The following is a 16,512-nucleotide window of genomic DNA, read 5'->3' as shown; positions in this document are numbered from 1 at the left end:
TTATGGAAATTGAATTTCCCAGAAAGCTTCAACTGGCTTATCATGCCGTGTGCAGGCCCTTATGTAAAAGGCTTGACCTGCCGCAGACCGCCTTTGATATTCTGATGTTTTTCGGCAATAATCCGAAATACAGGACGGCGCGGGACGTGGTGGAGATCCGGAACATCAAGGCAAACCTGGTATCGGTCAATGTAGAGCGGCTGGTGCGGGAGGGGTATCTGGAACGACATTCCGTAGCCGGGGATCGGCGGAAAATGGAGCTGCTCTGTACAGAAAAGGCAAAGCCTGTCATTCTGGAAGGCCGCGCGGTGCAGCAGGATTTCAGGGAAAAGCTGCTGGACGGAATGGAGGAAGAAACGCAGAGAATTTTCCAGAGGGCTCTGAAGGACATGGAACACAACATAGAAGAGATTTTGAAGGGAGCACAATAACATGAAACTCTTAATCACACTACTGGTTACATTTTTTGCCGGCATGGGAGCCGGCCTCGGAACCGGCTTTGCCGGTATGAGCGCAGCGGCTGTGATCAGTCCCATGCTGATCACCTTTCTGGGTATGGATCCCTACATGGCGGTAGGTATCGCCTTATCCTCGGACGTGCTGGCCAGCGCAGTTTCCGCTTACACCTACAAGAAGAACGGAAATCTGGACGTGAAAAACGGCCTGATTATGATGGCTACCGTGCTGACCTTTACGGTGGTGGGAAGTTATCTGTCCAGTCTGGTTCCCTCCACGACGATGGGAAGTTTTTCCGTATTCATGACTTTTTTACTGGGCATTAAATTCATTGTACGGCCTGTAATGACCACAAAAGAGGCCATGCAGGGAGTATCGCCAAGGAAGCGCGCGGTGCAGTCCGTGATTTGCGGAATTCTGATTGGGTTTATCTGCGGCTTTGTCGGAGCAGGCGGCGGTATGATGATGCTTCTGATTCTGACCTCTGTACTGGGCTACGAGCTGAAGACAGCTGTGGGAACCAGCGTGTTTATCATGGCTTTTACAGCTTTTACAGGGGCAGCCTCCCATTTCGTCATCGGCGGCACGCCGGACTGGACAGTCTTTACGCTCTGCGTGATCTTCACGCTGCTCTGGGCGCGGATTGCCGCGGTATTTGCCAACAGGGCTACGCCGAAGACCCTGAACCGGGCAACCGGCGTAATCCTGGTAATTCTGGGGATTGTGGTGATGGCGTTTTCTATGTTATCCTAAAAGCAGAATATGAGTTACCGGCGAGTAAGCCAAAATTATGGAAAAAGTCATCCGGACAAAGGAAAGAGGAGAAACGAGCATGCTCATAAGAACAGCGACGATGAAAGATCTGGAAGCGGTAGCCGCCGTGGAAGCCGAGTGCTTTCCGCCTGCGGAAGCAGCTACAAAGGAAGCCTTTGCAAAACGCCTGGAATATTATGGAAATCATTTCTGGCTGATGTATGACGGCGACAAACTGATTTCTTTTGTGGACGGTTTTGTAACAGACGAGGCCGATCTGACAGATGAAATGTATGAAAAAGCAGAGCTTCACAAGGAACACGGAGCCTGGCAGATGATTTTTGGCGTCAATACGGTTCCGTCCTACCGGAAGAGAGGCTGCGCGGGCGAGCTCATCAAACGGGCCATTGCGGACGCAAAAGCCCAGGGACGGAAAGGGCTGGTGCTGACCTGCAAGGATCGTCTGATTCCCTATTACGCGAAATTCGGTTTTGTGAATGAAGGCGTGTCGGAGTCCGTTCATGGAAACGCGGTCTGGAATCAGATGCGCCTGACCTTTTAAAATTGATATAAAACCAGATTTTATCAGGAAAGCAAACAACTCCCAGTGTAATGCAGCGAAGATTCCGCATAATAACTCCTGTAACAACCAATCACGAACCGCAGACAAATGGAATTTCGATAAAAGATTCCCGTCTGCAGTAAGGAGGAGTTTCTTATGGCAAACAAATCTTCAAATACCGCAGCAGTACCGGAAGCAAAAGGCGCTCTGGACAAGTTCAAGTATGAGGTAGCCAGCGAGCTGGGCGTACCCCTGACCGACGGATACAACGGCAACCTGACTTCCAAGCAGAACGGAAGCGTCGGCGGCTATATGGTGAAGAAGATGATCGAGGAACAGGAAAAGCAGATGGCAGCTAAATAAGGCCGTCCTGTTCGAAAGAGTTTTTCAAAAAGAAACCTGAGTTACAGGAGACTCCGCGGCTTCGGATGGGAATCTGAGGCTGCGGTTCTTTTTTGATCTATAGGAAATACCATGTTACATCAATGCGTGAAAGTTACGCTTCCTATAGAGCAAAAAGTCATCCGGGCAGGTGTTGCTTTATATAAAGAAAATTTATTTGAAAAGAAAATTTAGTGGGTGACAAGCTTTCAGCAAGATGATATAATAATCGAAAAACGAATATAAGTTCGAATTTTTGATTGTGGAATTGATTTAACAGCGGGAGGAAACATACATGGTTATCTATGTGATCCGTCACGGCGAGACGGACTGGAATACAAAGCACTGGTTACAGGGAACAACGGACATTCCTTTGAATCAAAACGGGATCGAGGTGGCGGAGATTACGGCAGAGGCGTTGAAAGAAGTTCCTTTTGACGTGATCTTTTCCAGTCCGCTACAGCGTGCCTATCAGACGGCGGAAATCCTGCGGCGGGATCGAAAGATTCCTCTGATTGTGGACGAGCGCCTGCGGGAAGTCAGCTTTGGCAGCTTCGAGGGGCTGTGCTGCATGGGCGACGGGTACAATATTCCTGATCCAGATTTTCGGAATTTCTTCGAGGACCCGGCTCATTACACCCCACCGGAGGATGGAGAATCTATTGCGGAGCTCTGTGTCCGGGGAACCGATTTTCTGACCTGGCTTATCGACCAGCTGGAGTATCAGGACAAGACGGTGCTGATATCCGGTCACGGTGCGTTGGTAAAGGCGCTTTTATCCAGCCTTCTGATCACCGATTTAAAAGATTTTTGGAAGGGCGGCGTTCATAAGAACTGCGCAGTGTCCATCATTGATGTAGCAGATGGAAAGGCTTCTGTACGGCAGGAGAACGTGATTTATTATGACAAAGCAAGAAGTGTCAACTATACGGACTGACGGACTCGCGGCTGCGGAGGTAAAGGAACGTCTGCGGGAACTTGCAGAGCCGGGGTATCAGGCCTTTCAGGCAAAGCTGCTGCCCGGTACGGAAAATGTCCTGGGCGTGCGGACGCCGAAGCTCCGCACCCTGGCAAAGGAAATTTTAAAGGGCGACTGGAGAACCTTTCTTCTGGAAAATGACCGGGAATGGTATGAAAATGATCTTCTGCAGGCTCTGGTGATTGCAGGGGCGAAGATGGAGACGGAGGAGCGCCTGACCTATATCCGGGAATTTCTTCTCCGCATTGAGAACTGGGCGGTCTGCGATCTGTTCTGCAGTTCTCTTAAGGATGCGGATCGGTATCCTGAAGTCTACTGGGAGTTGGTGAAACCTTATCTGGATTCAAAGGAACCCTATGAGATCCGTTTTGCGGTTGTCATGCTGTTGAGTCATTTTGTGAGCGCAGAATATCTGGAGGCGGCTTTCACAGCTTTTGACCGGATTCAATGTGACCACTATTATGTGCGGATGGGCGTGGCTTGGGCGGTATCGATCTATTATGTGTATTTCCCGGAGGAGACGGAAAAGTATCTGAACCGCTGTAAGCTGGATGAGTGGACTTATAATAAGTCCTTGCAGAAAATTATCGAATCTTACCGGGTGTCGGAGGAGACGAAGGCCCGGATTCGAAGTATGAAGCGGAAAAAGAAAAATAAATAGCATTTTACGAAGGACAAACCAGCCAATGAAGTTTGGCATATGATTACAATTCATTTTTACAATAACACTTTTTATGAAATTGTGTCTGTACATAGAATTGCAACGGTTTGTCCTTCATTTATTCTCAACAACCCATCCTTCTATAGACATGGAAGAACCCTGCTGCATATAATAATCATAAAATAGTTAGCTCAGGCTAATCCGAGAAAGGGGATCATTTTATGACAACAGAAACAATCCGTGGAATCCTGATTCCATTTGCAGGCACCTCCCTTGGAGCGGCCATGGTCTTTTTTATGAAAACAAGCTTGAATGAACAGGTCAGCCGGGCGCTGACCGGCTTTGCGGCGGGCGTCATGGTGGCGGCTTCCATCTGGAGCCTGCTGATTCCGTCCATGGAGCAGTCAGCCCATATGGGAACCTGGGCCTTTGTACCGGCTGTAGTGGGTTTTTGGGTTGGGATTCTGTTTTTGCTGCTTCTCGATCACATCATCCCTCATCTGCACCGAAACAGTGAGGAGGCGGAGGGCCCCAGAAGCCGTCTGAAGCGAACCACAATGCTGGTGCTGGCTGTAACCCTGCACAATATTCCCGAGGGTATGGCCGTAGGTGTCGTCTACGCGGGCTGGCTTTCCGGCAACACCTATATTACTGTGACCGGCGCGCTGGCATTGTCCATCGGTATCGCCATCCAGAACTTTCCCGAGGGCGCGATTATCTCCCTGCCCCTGCGGGCGGAGGGCGCAGGAAAAGGAAAATCCTTCCTGTACGGGGTTCTGTCCGGTATCGTGGAGCCCATCGGAGCCTTCCTGACGATTCTGGCCGCCACCCTGATTCTTCCGGCGCTGCCATATCTCTTAAGCTTCGCGGCAGGAGCCATGATGTACGTGGTCATCGAGGAACTGATTCCGGAGATGTCCGTGGGAAAACATTCCGATATCGGAACCGTGTTTTTCGCCGTGGGCTTTACGCTTATGATGGCACTGGACGTGGCTCTGGGATAAGCTTTGCGCCTCTTTTCACTTTAAGCAGCGTAAAAACTGATGAAAACCGGAAATACGATACAAATATGATACAAACAAAAACAAACAGTTGCAGGAATCCTGTAAAAAAGGTAATATTATAGAGAATGGGACGTCGAATCATGGCAACCCGTACAGAATGATGGGATATTACAGGAGAATGAACATGAATTTAAACAGTGAAATCTGGGCGGCAGCTCCGGAGACCGAGCCGGAGCGCCAGTATTATTTTATAGAGGTCTGTAAAAAACAGGTGGCAGAGGAGAGAGAAAAACTTGGCCGTCCCCTGACCTTCTGCGTCACAACCTTCGGCTGTCAGATGAACGCCAGAGACTCTGAAAAGCTCACCGGTATTCTGGAGCAGATCGGATATCAGCCCACCGAGGAGGATACTGCCGATTTCGTCATTTACAATACCTGTACCGTTCGAGAAAATGCCAACCTGAAGGTATACGGCCATCTTGGCCTCTTAAAGCACCGGAAAAAAGAGAATCCTCATATGAAGATCGCCCTCTGCGGTTGCATGATGCAGGAGCCGGAGGTGGTGGCTAAACTGAAACAGAGCTACCGCTTCGTGGATCTGGTCTTCGGTACCCACAACATCTTCAAATTCGCGGAGCTGCTGGCGGAAAGCATGGAGAACGGCAGCATGATCGTCGATATCTGGAAGGATACCCAGGAGATCGTGGAAGAGCTTCCCATTGAGCGGAAATACTCCTTCAAGTCTGGGGTCAACATTATGTTCGGTTGCAACAATTTCTGCAGCTACTGCATTGTGCCCTATGTGCGGGGCCGGGAACGGAGCCGGAAGCCCGAGGATATTATCAAGGAAATCGAGAAGCTGGCGGCGGACGGTGTCACAGAGGTCATGCTGTTGGGCCAGAACGTCAATTCCTACGGAAAGAATCTGGAAACCCCGATGACCTTTGCGGAGTTACTTCGTGAAGTAGAAAAGATCGACGGCATCCGCAGAATCCGTTTCATGACATCCCACCCGAAGGATTTGTCCGACGAACTGATTCAGGTAATGAAGGAATCCAGGAAGATTTGCCGTCACCTACATCTGCCCTTACAGTCCGGCAGCAGCCGCATCTTAAAAGCCATGAACCGCAGGTACACGAAGGAACAGTATCTGGAACTGGCGGAAAAGATCCGCCGGGAAATCCCGGACATTTCCCTGACCACGGATATTATTGTGGGCTTTCCGGGGGAGACCGACGAGGACTTTGAGGAGACCCTGGATGTGGTGCGGAAGGTTCATTATGACAACGCCTACACCTTCATCTATTCCAGGCGTACCGGAACTCCTGCCGCTTCTATGGAAAATCAGGTATCAGAAGCCGACAATAAAGTCCGCTTTGACAAGCTTCTGAAACTGGTACAGGATTGCGCCAGAGAGCAGACAGCCCGTTATACCGGAACCGTCCAAGAGGTTCTGATTGAAGAGGTCAACGACCACAGACCCGGCTACGTGACAGGCCGCATGAGCAATAACCTGCTGGTTCATTTTCCGGGTGAAGCGTCCCAGATCGGCCAGTATGTAAACGTCAGCCTGGACGAGTGCAAGGGCTTTTATTTCATGGGAACCATTGTTTAAGAGACTAGGAGAACTTCTATGGAGAACAGACGCTGTTGTCTAAGGCATACCTATCTTGCGGTTAAGACGCAGGATGGGAAATCCTTCGGAGGAAATCAGAACTGGGCTGCAGGCTGCATGATGCGCAGATATGGCTGCGGTGTGGTGGCCCTTGGCGATGTGCTGGCTTATCTGGGCATTCACCAGTTGTCCTGCAATACGGATCTGCTGTACGGAATCCTCCGGGAGGACGGCTGCCTTTCCTATCCCCGCTATGAGCGTTATCTTAGAAAAATCAACAAGCGTTATCTGGGCGTGATTCCGGGTTTTGGCGTGCCGAATTTTCAGATTCCGCGGGCCATGAACCGATATTTTCGTCATTACCGGATCGATCTGCGGGCCAGATGGTGCTTAAGCTCCGGAAAAATGCTGGAGCGGATTCAGGACAGTCTGTCCCGGGACTACCCGGTGATTTTGGCAGTGGGCCAGAATATTCCCTTCTGGAAGAAGAAAAAGCTGACCTTTTACCGCCAGGAGAACGGCGTGTATCTGCCAAATACAGAGACGAAAGCGCACTACGTGGTGGTCACCGGTATGGAGAACGGCTACCTGCAGATTTCCTCCTGGGGAAAAGAGTACTTTATCTCCTGGCAGGAATATCTGGATTATGCGAAGCGGTACAGCAGCTTCTGGGTCAGCAATATCTGCCTGATTCAGGAGAAAAAGAGGAAGAATCATGAATAATTATTTTGCCATGATGTCCCGGATGAAATATATCGACCGTTGGGCGCTGATGCGCAATACCCGGGCGGAGAACTTAAGTGAGCACAGTCTGGAGGTTTCTATGATTGCCCATGCGCTGGCCATCCTTGGCAATACGTATCTGGGAAAGGAGCTGAACGCAGAACGAGCGGCGGTACTTGGCCTTTATCACGATGCGACGGAGATCATCACCGGAGATATGCCGACGCCTATCAAGTATTATAATCCGGAGATTCGGCATACCTACCAGGATATAGAGGAAAAGGCGGGACAGACCCTGCTTTCCATGCTCCCGGAGGAAATGCGCGTCTCCTATGAACGCCTTTTTACCAGGCAGGATGAGGACGCCTATCTCTGGAAGCTTGTAAAGGCGGCGGACAAGCTGTCAGCCTATATTAAGTGCATTGAGGAAGAGGGAACAGGTAACCGGGAATTTGTCCGTGCCAGGGAGACCACATTAAAGCAGCTTCATGCACTGGATGTGGAAGAGGCGGAATTATTTTTTACTTATTTTATTGATGCTTACGGTAAAAATCTGGATGAACTGACAGGAGAAGAACAATGAGTGAAAACAGAGATTTTGATTTTTGCCCGCGCTGCGGAGCTCTGATGCAGGACGGCGTCTGTAGAAGCTGCGGTTACAGTGGATGCTTTGGCGGCGGACAGGCATCCTATTCCGGCAATGGAATGGGATATGGAACCAGAAACACGCCCAGAAAAAAGAAGACCAGGGGCTGGGTAATTGCGTTAAGTATTCTCGGCGCGGTATTGCTGCTTGCGGCACTGCTCATTGTGACGCTCAATGTGAATCGGCTTATTCTGAATACAGCCCAGGATACCCTGGGTAATTCAGGCAGTTCAGATTACAGTGATGACTACGGCGATTATTACGATGATTCCGATGACTATGAACCGTCGGCAGATGATCCTTACTATAAGGAGATCGTGGATACCATCGATCCGGATGTGTCTTATACCATCGACTGGCTGACTGAATCCCGGTTTGCCACTGCAACTGAGGATAATACCAGTTATAATGTGACTTATCCAGAGCTGCGGGATAAAGAGGACGGCAGAAGCTACGATGTCATCAATGCGGCGATTAAGCGGGCAGCGGAGCAGTATAAGGATTCTTACCGGAGTTATCCGGATGGTGTGACCTCCAGTGGCTATGTGACCTACATGGATGAGGAGAAAATCAGCGTGGTATTTCAGCACCGCCTGTCTGAGGAAAACGGTACCCTGCCCAGAATGACAGCTGTGAATTTCCGGATTGAGACCGGCGAGCAACTGGCACCGTCAGAAATGGCAGAGATCGATGAGGAACTGGTGATGCGGTTCCGGGCGCAGGATCAGACCCAGAACGGCGGCGTAGATTTCGTGACCAACAGCAGCGATGAGGAGCTGTTAAAGCTTTTGTCCGATCCGGAGGAAGCTGCATACTTTTATTCTCCAGTGGGGTTGGAAGCAGGCTTCAATTATGAGAGCGAAGACTATGGAAAGGGCTGGGTCAGTGTAACATTGAAAGACTATACCCTGTAAAGGAGAGCATATGCTGCAGATAGGAAGTCATATCTCATCGGCCAAGGGCTATGAGGCCATGGGAAAGCAGGCCCTGAAGCTGGGAGCTAATACTTTTGCGTTTTTCACCCGCAATCCACGGGGCGGCAGCGCCAAGGCCATCGTGCCGGAGGACGTGGAGCGGTTTCGGATACTTTGGCAGGAGCGGGGCTATGGAAAAATCGTAGCCCATGCGCCCTATACTTTGAATGCCTGCTCGAATAAAGCAGATACCCGCCGCTTCGCCGGAGAAGCCTTTCGGGACGATTTGAAGCGTATGGAATATACGCCCGGCAATGATTACAATTTTCATCCCGGTAGTCATGTGGGACAGGGCGCGGAAGAGGGCATCCGGCTCATTTCTGAGATGCTGAACGCATCTCTTTATCCGGACATGACCACGACGGTGCTTCTGGAGACCATGGCGGGAAAAGGCAGCGAGGTGGGCCGAAGCTTTGAGGAGCTGCGGGAGATTCTGGACCGAACAGAGCTTTCACAGAAAATGGGCGTCTGCCTGGATACCTGCCATGTATGGGACGCAGGCTACGATATCGTCGGAAATCTGGACGGAGTTCTTACAGAATTTGACAAATCCATCGGCCTTGGCCGCCTGAAAGCCATCCATCTGAACGACAGTCTGAACGATCGCGGTAGTCACAAGGACCGCCATGCCCGCATCGGCGAGGGATACATCGGCTGGGAGGCCTTCACCCGGATTATCAATCATCCAGTCCTGAAGAATCTGCCCTTTATCCTGGAGACGCCCAATGACGACGCAGGCTGGGCGAAAGAGATCGCAGAGCTTCAAAACCTGGCTGTTTAATCCTTAAAATTTTCGAAAGAGCATTGTTTTTTTATATACCAAACGGTATAATGAAGATAACAAAAAACGGTATCTATATTTTAGGGAGATGAGACTATGAAGCTTACATTTCTTGGCGCGGATCACGAGGTGACGGGAAGCTGTCATATGCTTGAGGCCTGTAAAAAGGTGATACTTGTAGACTGCGGTATGGAACAGGGACCGGATATCTACGAAAATCAGGAAATTCCGGTGAATCCTGCGGATATCGACTATGTGTTGCTGACCCATGCGCACATTGATCATTCGGGACTGCTGCCGTTGCTTTATAAGCGTGGCTTTAAGGGAACGATCTTTTCCACCTATGCCACCAGTGATCTCTGCGAGATCATGCTTCGGGACAGTGCCCACATCCAGGAGTTTGAGGCCGAATGGCGGAATCGGAAGGCAAAGCGCGCCGGAAAGCCCGAATATGTACCGCTATATACCATTGCGGATGCGGACGGCGCTTCAAAACTCTTCTGTGGCTGCCCCTATGGAGAACGGATTCATCTGACAGACGGTATCGATATCCGTTTTACGGATGTGGGACATCTGCTGGGATCAGCCTGTATCGAGGTTTGGCTCCAGGAAAACGGTGTCGAGAAGAAGCTGGTATTCTCCGGAGATGTGGGCAACCTGCATCAGCCAATTTTAAAGGATCCGGCTCATGTGAATACGGCAGATTATGTGCTGATTGAATCCACCTATGGAGATCGCAGCCATGGGCCCAAGCCGGATTATGTAAAAGAGCTGACCCGGATTATTCAGGAGACCTTTGACCGGGGCGGCAATGTGGTGATTCCGTCCTTTGCAGTGGGGCGAACCCAGGAAATGCTGTATTTTCTGAGGGAAATCAAGGCAAAGAAGCTGATTCACGGTCATGACGGTTTCAAGGTCTACGTGGACAGCCCGCTGGCAGTGCAGGCGACCACCATTTTCAATAAAAATATGTACGAGTGCTTCGACGAGGAAACACTGGCGCTGGTGAAAACGGGCGTCAATCCCATCAGCTTTCCGGGCTTAAGCCTGTCGATTACCAGTGACGAGTCGAAGATGATCAATTTCGACGATGAACCGAAAGTTATCCTCTCTGCGTCTGGTATGTGCGAGGCGGGACGTATCCGCCACCATCTGAAGCACAACCTGTGGCGGCCGGAGAGCACGGTGCTCTTCGTGGGCTATCAGGCCATCGGCACCCTGGGACGTTCTCTGGTGGAGGGCGCTTCGGAGGTGAAGCTTTTTGGCGAACCTGTGGAGGTCAGGGCCCATATTGAGGTGCTGGCCGGTATTAGCGGCCATGCGGACAAGGAAGGTCTGATTGCCTGGATGCAGGGCTTCCGAACCAAGCCCCAGCGGGTTTTCGTGGTACACGGCGAGGATCAGGTCTGCGATACCTTTGCGGCCTGCCTGCATGACGACTACGGCTTTACGACCACTGCACCCTATACCGGAGAGGTCTGGGATCTGGCCACCAACAGCCGGATCGCCGAGGGCAATCGTGAACGCATTGTGAAAGAGCAGCGCAAGAGCGCCAAGGCCGGTACGACCGTCTACGATCGTCTGGTGGAGGCAGGCAGGCGCCTGACGCGTCTCATCGACCAGTGTAAGGGCTGGACAAATAAGGATATTGCGAAGCTGGCGGATCAGATCCAGGCTCTTTGCGATAAATGGGAAAAATAACAGGGGGACTAATCGGATGGACACAAACGACAAGCACGAAATGAGCCCGGCGGAGCGTCGGCACAGAGCGGCAGCCAGGCGACGGCGGCAGGAAGAACTGAAACGCAGAAAGCGTCGCCGGGCACTTCTTATCGTGGCAATGATATTGGTGGCTGTGGCTATCGTGGGCGGCATTCTATTTGCGGTTTCGAAGCTGATGGGTGGTAAAAGCAGCGCCACGATCCCGGCGCAGGGAAGTAACTATGTAATCGTGTTGGATCCTGGCCACGGCGGCGAGGATACCGGTATGAGCAGCGCGGCCATCGAAGAGAAAGAGGTGGATTTGAACATCTGCGCGAAGTTGAAAGTGATGCTGGAGAGCCAGGGTTATCAGGTGGTGATGACCCGGGAGGATGATTCCCATGTATCCAAGGAGGAGCGTGTGGCGATTGCCAATGGTTCCGGCGCGGATCTGCTGGTCAGCGTACACTGCAATTACGCGGAGGATGACAGCACCGTAAGCGGCGTGCGGGTCAATTACGCGGACGGCGACAAAGAAAGTAAATCTCTGGCGGAGAATATCGACGCGGCTCTGGTAAAGGAGACCGGCGCGAAGGATCAGGGAAGCCGTTCCTGTGATTTCTCCATCGTAAATGATACGGATATGCCGGCCGTTCTGGTGGAAGCCGGTTATCTGAGCAACGAGAGCGAGGGTAGCAGCCTGGCGGACGACGTCTATGAGAACAGTGTAGCCAAGGGCATTGCCAAGGGCGTGCTTGCCACTTTGAACCGTTAATTTTATGATGAGCATGTTAAAGATAGAGAGTATCTATGAAACCATAGATACTCTCTATCTGATTTCCCGGATAGAAATGTCCATCTTGGATTCTCGATGAAAGCCCAAATAGAAATTCAGTTTGACGGAAAAGTACAGATGTACTAAAATAAAACAGAGTTTACAGGGAGGATAAAACATTGAATATATTTCTGATAGGATTTATGGGAACCGGAAAGAGCACCATTTCCGCGGCTCTGGGCAGGCGGCTGTCCCGGGAAGTAGTGGAGATGGACGAGCTGATTGTAAAGCGGGAGGGCATGCCCATATCGGAGATTTTCGAGAAAAAAGGCGAGCCTTATTTCCGAGAGCTGGAGACGGGCCTTTTGGTGGAGCTGCAGCAGAAAAATGATGTCATCGTCTCCTGCGGCGGAGGCACCCCCATGCGGGAGTGCAACGTGGAGGAAATGAAGAAAAGCGGCGTCATCGTTCTGTTGACCGCGGAACCGGAAACCATTTTAGAGCGGGTAAAACACAGCCATGACCGTCCACTTCTGGAGAATCACAAGACTGCAGCGTATATCGCGGAGCTTCTGGACAAACGCCGGGACAAGTACGAAGCGGCGGCTGATTTGACCATTGCAACCGACGGCAAGAACACGGCAGCCATCTGCAGTGAACTGATAGAAAACGTACAGAGATGGGAGGAGCATACAGCATGTTAAAAGAGTTAGTTATAAAAAACCGCAGTTACCGCGGCTATGATCCCAAGGTGCGTCTTACCAGAGATGATCTTCTGGATCTGGTTGACCTGACACGTTACACAGCATCCAGCGTCAACGAACAGCCTCTGCGATACTATATTGCCTGGGAAAAGGAAGAGGTGGAGCAGATTCTGCTCCTGACCATGTGGGCCAAGGCGCTGAAGGACATGCAGCTACCTCATCCGGGCAAGGAGCCTGCTGCCTTCATTATCATTTGTCAGGATATGAACATCAGCTCTAACACTACTCGGTTCCAACGGGATGTGGGCGTGGTGGCCCAGACTATGCTGTTGGCCGCAGTAGAAAAAGGCTTTGGCGGCTGTATGATTGGAAGCTTCTATAAGCCTCAGCTGAAGGAACTGCTGAATCTGCCGGAGGGCGTGGAGCCGAACCTGATTGTGGCGCTTGGTAAGCCTGCGGAAAAAGTAGTATTGATTGATGTGGGAGAAGATGGAAGTACAGAATATTACCGGGACGCGGAGGACACCCATTATGTTCCTAAGCGGAGTCTGAAAGACCTGGTATTGGAGGCAAAATGAACCGAATGATAGAAAAAGAACTGTCACCGCGTCAGAAGAAAAGTCTGGAGACACGAAAACGGATTTTTGATGCCACTTATCAGCTGGTTAACCAGTATGGGGATGCCTATACGGTACAGGATGTCTGTCATCTGGCTTCGGTGTCTGTGGGATCCTTTTACCATTTTTATAAAAGTAAAGAGGAAGTAACCTCCGATCTGTATCTTTTTTTTGATACACATATGGAAAAAGAATTATTAATAATGCCGGAAGAACCAGTTGCGCGTCTGAAATCTATTACAAGGGAAATGATGCGCTACAGTCTGGAATGGGGACTCCCATTTCTGCGGCTCTCCTGCGCTCAGACTAGCGGTGAAAAAGAAATCAATCTGGTGCACGAGCGGAGCGTTAGCTTTCAGGAGCTTGTGCTGACACTGAAGTCCGGGATAGAACAGGGAGTGTTTGACTGTCCCAGAGGAGAAGAATATTATGCGCGGTTTCTGATTACCATCTTCCGTGGCACTCTGCACTGGTGGACAGTGCAGCATGGCAATTTCGATGGTATGAAACGCATGGAGCAATACACAGAAGATTTTATGAAAATTATAACAAAATAAGCAAAGAGCACGACAGAGTAAAAAGCTTTGTACGTGCTTTTTTTGAACATTTATATTTTTAAAATTACTCTTGCACATTACTATGATAAAGTGTATAATACAGAATAAAAATAGAATATATTCTAGTTATTATTCTAGAATATGACATGCGAAGGAGATGGATGTTATGACACAAATGTTATCACTATTGTTCATTCTTGCAATCATGGGATTTGCCGAAATTGTATCTAAGCTGACAAAGGGTAAGATTCCGTCGGCTTTGATTCTGGCGCTGGGTTATATTGTCGGATTTTGGACAATTCTGCCCAAGGACATTGTACAGAACAGCGGTATTGCTACCATGTATACGATCTGTACTTTCTATTGCATCACCAATATGGCAACCAGTATTCCGGTGGCAGAGATGAAGCGTCAATGGAAAACAATTCTGATCGCCTGTATTGGTGTTATCGGAATTTGTCTGACCAGCTTTACCATTGGTATGTTGTTATTTGGAAAAGAATTGGTACTTTCCACGGTATCCAGCTTTGCAGGTGGTTCCGGAGCGTTAATTGTGATTCAGCAGGCGGCTGAGGAACTGAATCTTCCAAATGTGGCGGTGGCAGCGCTGATTGCCGGAACGACACAGATCCTGATTGGCTATCCGCTTACAGGCGTGGTACTCCGGCGAGAAGCAAAAAGACTGGGCGTACAGTATAAGTCCGGCAATCTGACTGCGCATACCATGGCAGAGGACGGCGATAAATTTAAATTTAAGCCTTTCGTAAAACTGCAGAAATTTTCAAGCCCGACGGTGATTCTTCTGAAACTGACGGCCATTGCCGTAGTTTCCATCTGGATTCAGAATATAACAGGATTGAATCGTCTGGTTGCCTGCCTGATCTTAGGTTTTCTGGCTTCTGCGACTGGATTTCTGGAGGCAGACGCGCTTGGCAAGGCCAAAGCTAACGGTATCTGCATGACTTTTATGTTGGCGTATCTCTTTGGCTGCTTTTCTGCGGCAACCCCAGATGTATTTTTCTCTCTGTTCTTTAAAATCCTGGGACTGGCAGTAATTTCTACCATTGGTATGTTTATCATGGCATTTGTGGCAAGTAAGGTTTTCAAAGATATTACTTTTGACATGTGTATGGGTATTATTCTAACCTGTTATCACGGATTCCCGGTAAATGTCATGTTGACAGAAGAAGCTATCGATAATGTTATAGAGGATAAGGAGGAGCGTAAGGTTATTGCAAGCCGAATGGTTCCGATGATGCTGGTGGGCGGCTTTACCAGCGTTACCTTTGTATCTGTGTTGCTGGCAAGTATTTGCGCAGGTATGTTAGCAGCTATGTAATCAAGAAAAAAGGAGAAGAAGAATGGATATAAAAAAAGATGCGCTGGAGTTGCAGCCCTTTCTGACAGAATTCCGGCATGACTTACATATGCATCCGGAGCTCAGTATGCAGGAATTCCGCACTACAGAGCAGTTTGCGAGGAAACTGGAGGAATGGGGGATTGCCTTTCAGAGATTTGAGCCCACGGGTTTGATGACAGAGCTTGTGGGAAAGGAGGACGGTCCTCTGATACTGCTTCGTGCGGATATTGATGCCCTGCCGATTCAGGAGACGACGGGACTTTCTTATGCGTCACAGACCGAAGGCATCATGCACGCCTGCGGACATGATACACATGGAACGATGCTGTTGGGAGCACTGAAAATTTTGAATAAATATAAAGAAGAACTCCCCGGTCGTGTTCGTTTTGTGTTCCAGCCTGGAGAAGAAAATGGCAAGGGCGCGCAGACAGTGATTTCCCAAGGCGCCGCGAAAGATGCGGATATGTGCTTTGGCATTCACAGTGCCCCAGATTATCAGGTAGGCAGTATCGGCTGCTGTCCGGGGCCGGCTCTGGCAGCAACGACATGGTTTGGTATTACCGTGCATGGAAAGGCTGCTCATGGCGCAACCCCGCAGGAATCATGCGATGCATTGACTGCCATGTGCCAGGTGGTTTCTAACTTGCAGAGTATCGTATCCCGCCGTATTCCGGCTCAGTGGCCGCTGGTGGTTTCTGTTGGAAAGATAAGCGGTGGTACTGCCTTCAATATCATCCCAGATACCTGCTGCATTGAAGGCACCTGCCGTTATTTTGAGAGGAAACTGAATGAGAAGATACCGGTGCTTTTAAAGGAAGTGGCAGAAAATGTAGCTGCGGCTTACGGCTGTACCGCAGAGGTACAGTTTAAGATTCACACACAGCCGGTTATCAACGATGCGAAAGTCATGGAAATTGTAGCGGAAAGCGCCGCGAAGATTCTGGATTCGCCGGATTTGCTGTTTGATTATCCACAAATCATGGCCGGAGACGATTTTGGTGATTTCGGAAATGTGGCTCCTAGCGCTTATTATTTTTTAGGCGGCGGCGGACATGGTCCCGGACATAATGGTAATTTCCAGGTAGAGGATGAGATGCTTCACAGCGGAGCAGCTATTTATGCGCAGGTTGCTATAGACGCATTGACAAAATGGAATAAAATCCGAGAGAAATAACATGAAAAAAGGATTCCAATGTATATTGACGGAATCCTTTTTTCATGTCATTTCTTTACAGAGAGGATAAAGAACGCTATAATAGAATG

Annotated in this window: 19 protein-coding genes; all 19 read left to right on the top strand. The window is 49.8% G+C overall.

What is annotated here, in order from left to right:
- The first annotated feature begins 2 nt into the window (after positions 1 to 2).
- The 19 genes from OCV63_RS15205 (at position 3) to OCV63_RS15115 (ending at position 16,423) form a co-directional block, all read left to right on the top strand.
- Positions 3 to 431, top strand: coding sequence for a MarR family winged helix-turn-helix transcriptional regulator (locus tag OCV63_RS15205; RefSeq protein ID WP_331485574.1), 429 nt, complete (start codon positions 3 to 5; stop codon positions 429 to 431).
- 1 nt (position 432) lies between these two features.
- Positions 433 to 1,209: a sulfite exporter TauE/SafE family protein gene (locus OCV63_RS15200; RefSeq protein ID WP_158365152.1), complete on the top strand. Its 777-nt coding sequence runs from the start codon at positions 433 to 435 to the stop codon at positions 1,207 to 1,209.
- Between the two features lie 79 nt (positions 1,210 to 1,288).
- Entirely contained in the window at positions 1,289 to 1,771 is a 483-nt protein-coding gene (locus OCV63_RS15195) for a GNAT family N-acetyltransferase (protein WP_158365151.1), read from the top strand.
- Between the two features lie 156 nt (positions 1,772 to 1,927).
- Positions 1,928 to 2,134 carry an alpha/beta-type small acid-soluble spore protein gene (locus OCV63_RS15190; RefSeq protein ID WP_158365150.1) on the top strand — a complete coding sequence of 69 codons (207 nt, stop codon included), beginning with the start codon at positions 1,928 to 1,930 and terminating at the stop codon, positions 2,132 to 2,134.
- 313 nt (positions 2,135 to 2,447) lie between these two features.
- Complete coding sequence (locus OCV63_RS15185) at positions 2,448 to 3,089, top strand: histidine phosphatase family protein (RefSeq protein WP_158365149.1); 642 nt, start codon at positions 2,448 to 2,450, stop codon at positions 3,087 to 3,089.
- Positions 3,055 to 3,792, top strand: a complete 738-nt coding sequence (locus OCV63_RS15180) for a DNA alkylation repair protein (RefSeq protein ID WP_158365148.1) — start codon at positions 3,055 to 3,057, stop codon at positions 3,790 to 3,792. The genes OCV63_RS15185 and OCV63_RS15180 overlap by 35 nt, the downstream gene beginning before the upstream one ends.
- A 221-nt stretch (positions 3,793 to 4,013) precedes the next feature.
- Positions 4,014 to 4,796, top strand: coding sequence for a ZIP family metal transporter (locus OCV63_RS15175; RefSeq protein WP_158365147.1), 783 nt, complete (start codon positions 4,014 to 4,016; stop codon positions 4,794 to 4,796).
- A gap of 184 nt (positions 4,797 to 4,980) precedes the next feature.
- Positions 4,981 to 6,411 (top strand): tRNA (N6-isopentenyl adenosine(37)-C2)-methylthiotransferase MiaB, encoded by a 1,431-nt coding sequence (gene miaB, locus OCV63_RS15170; protein ID WP_262670905.1) that lies wholly within the window; start codon positions 4,981 to 4,983, stop codon positions 6,409 to 6,411.
- Between the two features lie 18 nt (positions 6,412 to 6,429).
- On the top strand, positions 6,430 to 7,134 hold the full coding sequence (locus tag OCV63_RS15165; protein ID WP_158365145.1) for a cysteine peptidase family C39 domain-containing protein: 705 nt from the start codon (positions 6,430 to 6,432) through the stop codon (positions 7,132 to 7,134).
- Positions 7,127 to 7,717: a 5'-deoxynucleotidase gene (yfbR, locus tag OCV63_RS15160; RefSeq protein ID WP_158365144.1), complete on the top strand. Its 591-nt coding sequence runs from the start codon at positions 7,127 to 7,129 to the stop codon at positions 7,715 to 7,717. The genes OCV63_RS15165 and yfbR overlap by 8 nt, the downstream gene beginning before the upstream one ends.
- Positions 7,714 to 8,694: a hypothetical protein gene (locus OCV63_RS15155; RefSeq protein ID WP_158365143.1), complete on the top strand. Its 981-nt coding sequence runs from the start codon at positions 7,714 to 7,716 to the stop codon at positions 8,692 to 8,694. Before yfbR ends, OCV63_RS15155 begins: the two co-directional genes overlap by 4 nt.
- A 10-nt stretch (positions 8,695 to 8,704) precedes the next feature.
- Positions 8,705 to 9,535, top strand: a complete 831-nt coding sequence (locus OCV63_RS15150) for a deoxyribonuclease IV (RefSeq protein ID WP_158365142.1) — start codon at positions 8,705 to 8,707, stop codon at positions 9,533 to 9,535.
- Positions 9,536 to 9,631: 96 nt separating this feature from the next.
- The gene (locus tag OCV63_RS15145) at positions 9,632 to 11,236 is read left to right on the top strand and encodes an MBL fold metallo-hydrolase RNA specificity domain-containing protein (RefSeq protein WP_158365141.1); all 1,605 of its coding nucleotides are present in this window, start codon (positions 9,632 to 9,634) and stop codon (positions 11,234 to 11,236) included.
- A gap of 16 nt (positions 11,237 to 11,252) precedes the next feature.
- Entirely contained in the window at positions 11,253 to 12,011 is a 759-nt protein-coding gene (locus OCV63_RS15140; protein WP_158365140.1) for an N-acetylmuramoyl-L-alanine amidase, read from the top strand.
- A gap of 179 nt (positions 12,012 to 12,190) precedes the next feature.
- Positions 12,191 to 12,715, top strand: a complete 525-nt coding sequence (locus OCV63_RS15135; RefSeq protein WP_262670904.1) for a shikimate kinase — start codon at positions 12,191 to 12,193, stop codon at positions 12,713 to 12,715.
- Positions 12,709 to 13,293 (top strand): nitroreductase family protein, encoded by a 585-nt coding sequence (locus OCV63_RS15130; protein ID WP_158365139.1) that lies wholly within the window; start codon positions 12,709 to 12,711, stop codon positions 13,291 to 13,293. The genes OCV63_RS15135 and OCV63_RS15130 overlap by 7 nt, the downstream gene beginning before the upstream one ends.
- Complete coding sequence (locus OCV63_RS15125) at positions 13,290 to 13,889, top strand: TetR/AcrR family transcriptional regulator (RefSeq protein ID WP_158365138.1); 600 nt, start codon at positions 13,290 to 13,292, stop codon at positions 13,887 to 13,889. Before OCV63_RS15130 ends, OCV63_RS15125 begins: the two co-directional genes overlap by 4 nt.
- Before the next feature lie 166 nt (positions 13,890 to 14,055).
- Positions 14,056 to 15,228, top strand: coding sequence for a hypothetical protein (locus tag OCV63_RS15120; RefSeq protein WP_158365137.1), 1,173 nt, complete (start codon positions 14,056 to 14,058; stop codon positions 15,226 to 15,228).
- A 22-nt stretch (positions 15,229 to 15,250) separates the two neighbouring features.
- Positions 15,251 to 16,423 (top strand): M20 metallopeptidase family protein, encoded by a 1,173-nt coding sequence (locus tag OCV63_RS15115; protein WP_158365136.1) that lies wholly within the window; start codon positions 15,251 to 15,253, stop codon positions 16,421 to 16,423.
- Positions 16,424 to 16,512 lie beyond the last annotated feature (89 nt).

The sequence above is a fragment of the Laedolimicola ammoniilytica genome (assembly GCF_025567165.1).
In the GTDB taxonomy this organism is placed as follows: Bacteria; Bacillota; Clostridia; order Lachnospirales; family Lachnospiraceae; genus Laedolimicola; species Laedolimicola ammoniilytica.
The sequence above is the reverse complement of the archived record's forward strand: the minus strand, read 5'-3'. Positions and strand labels throughout refer to the sequence as shown.

Bases quoted from the DNA above. Each gene is read 5' to 3' on its own strand.
- OCV63_RS15205 (WP_331485574.1), top strand. From the start codon at position 3: ATGGAAATTGAATTTCCCAGAAAGCTTCAACTGGCTTATCATGCCGTG.
- OCV63_RS15200 (WP_158365152.1), top strand. From the start codon at position 433: ATGAAACTCTTAATCACACTACTGGTTACATTTTTTGCCGGCATGGGA.
- OCV63_RS15195 (WP_158365151.1), top strand. From the start codon at position 1,289: ATGCTCATAAGAACAGCGACGATGAAAGATCTGGAAGCGGTAGCCGCC.
- OCV63_RS15190 (WP_158365150.1), top strand. From the start codon at position 1,928: ATGGCAAACAAATCTTCAAATACCGCAGCAGTACCGGAAGCAAAAGGC.
- OCV63_RS15185 (WP_158365149.1), top strand. From the start codon at position 2,448: ATGGTTATCTATGTGATCCGTCACGGCGAGACGGACTGGAATACAAAG.
- OCV63_RS15180 (WP_158365148.1), top strand. From the start codon at position 3,055: ATGACAAAGCAAGAAGTGTCAACTATACGGACTGACGGACTCGCGGCT.
- OCV63_RS15175 (WP_158365147.1), top strand. From the start codon at position 4,014: ATGACAACAGAAACAATCCGTGGAATCCTGATTCCATTTGCAGGCACC.
- miaB (WP_262670905.1), top strand. From the start codon at position 4,981: ATGAATTTAAACAGTGAAATCTGGGCGGCAGCTCCGGAGACCGAGCCG.
- OCV63_RS15165 (WP_158365145.1), top strand. From the start codon at position 6,430: ATGGAGAACAGACGCTGTTGTCTAAGGCATACCTATCTTGCGGTTAAG.
- yfbR (WP_158365144.1), top strand. From the start codon at position 7,127: ATGAATAATTATTTTGCCATGATGTCCCGGATGAAATATATCGACCGT.
- OCV63_RS15155 (WP_158365143.1), top strand. From the start codon at position 7,714: ATGAGTGAAAACAGAGATTTTGATTTTTGCCCGCGCTGCGGAGCTCTG.
- OCV63_RS15150 (WP_158365142.1), top strand. From the start codon at position 8,705: ATGCTGCAGATAGGAAGTCATATCTCATCGGCCAAGGGCTATGAGGCC.
- OCV63_RS15145 (WP_158365141.1), top strand. From the start codon at position 9,632: ATGAAGCTTACATTTCTTGGCGCGGATCACGAGGTGACGGGAAGCTGT.
- OCV63_RS15140 (WP_158365140.1), top strand. From the start codon at position 11,253: ATGGACACAAACGACAAGCACGAAATGAGCCCGGCGGAGCGTCGGCAC.
- OCV63_RS15130 (WP_158365139.1), top strand. From the start codon at position 12,709: ATGTTAAAAGAGTTAGTTATAAAAAACCGCAGTTACCGCGGCTATGAT.
- OCV63_RS15125 (WP_158365138.1), top strand. From the start codon at position 13,290: ATGAACCGAATGATAGAAAAAGAACTGTCACCGCGTCAGAAGAAAAGT.
- OCV63_RS15120 (WP_158365137.1), top strand. From the start codon at position 14,056: ATGACACAAATGTTATCACTATTGTTCATTCTTGCAATCATGGGATTT.
- OCV63_RS15115 (WP_158365136.1), top strand. From the start codon at position 15,251: ATGGATATAAAAAAAGATGCGCTGGAGTTGCAGCCCTTTCTGACAGAA.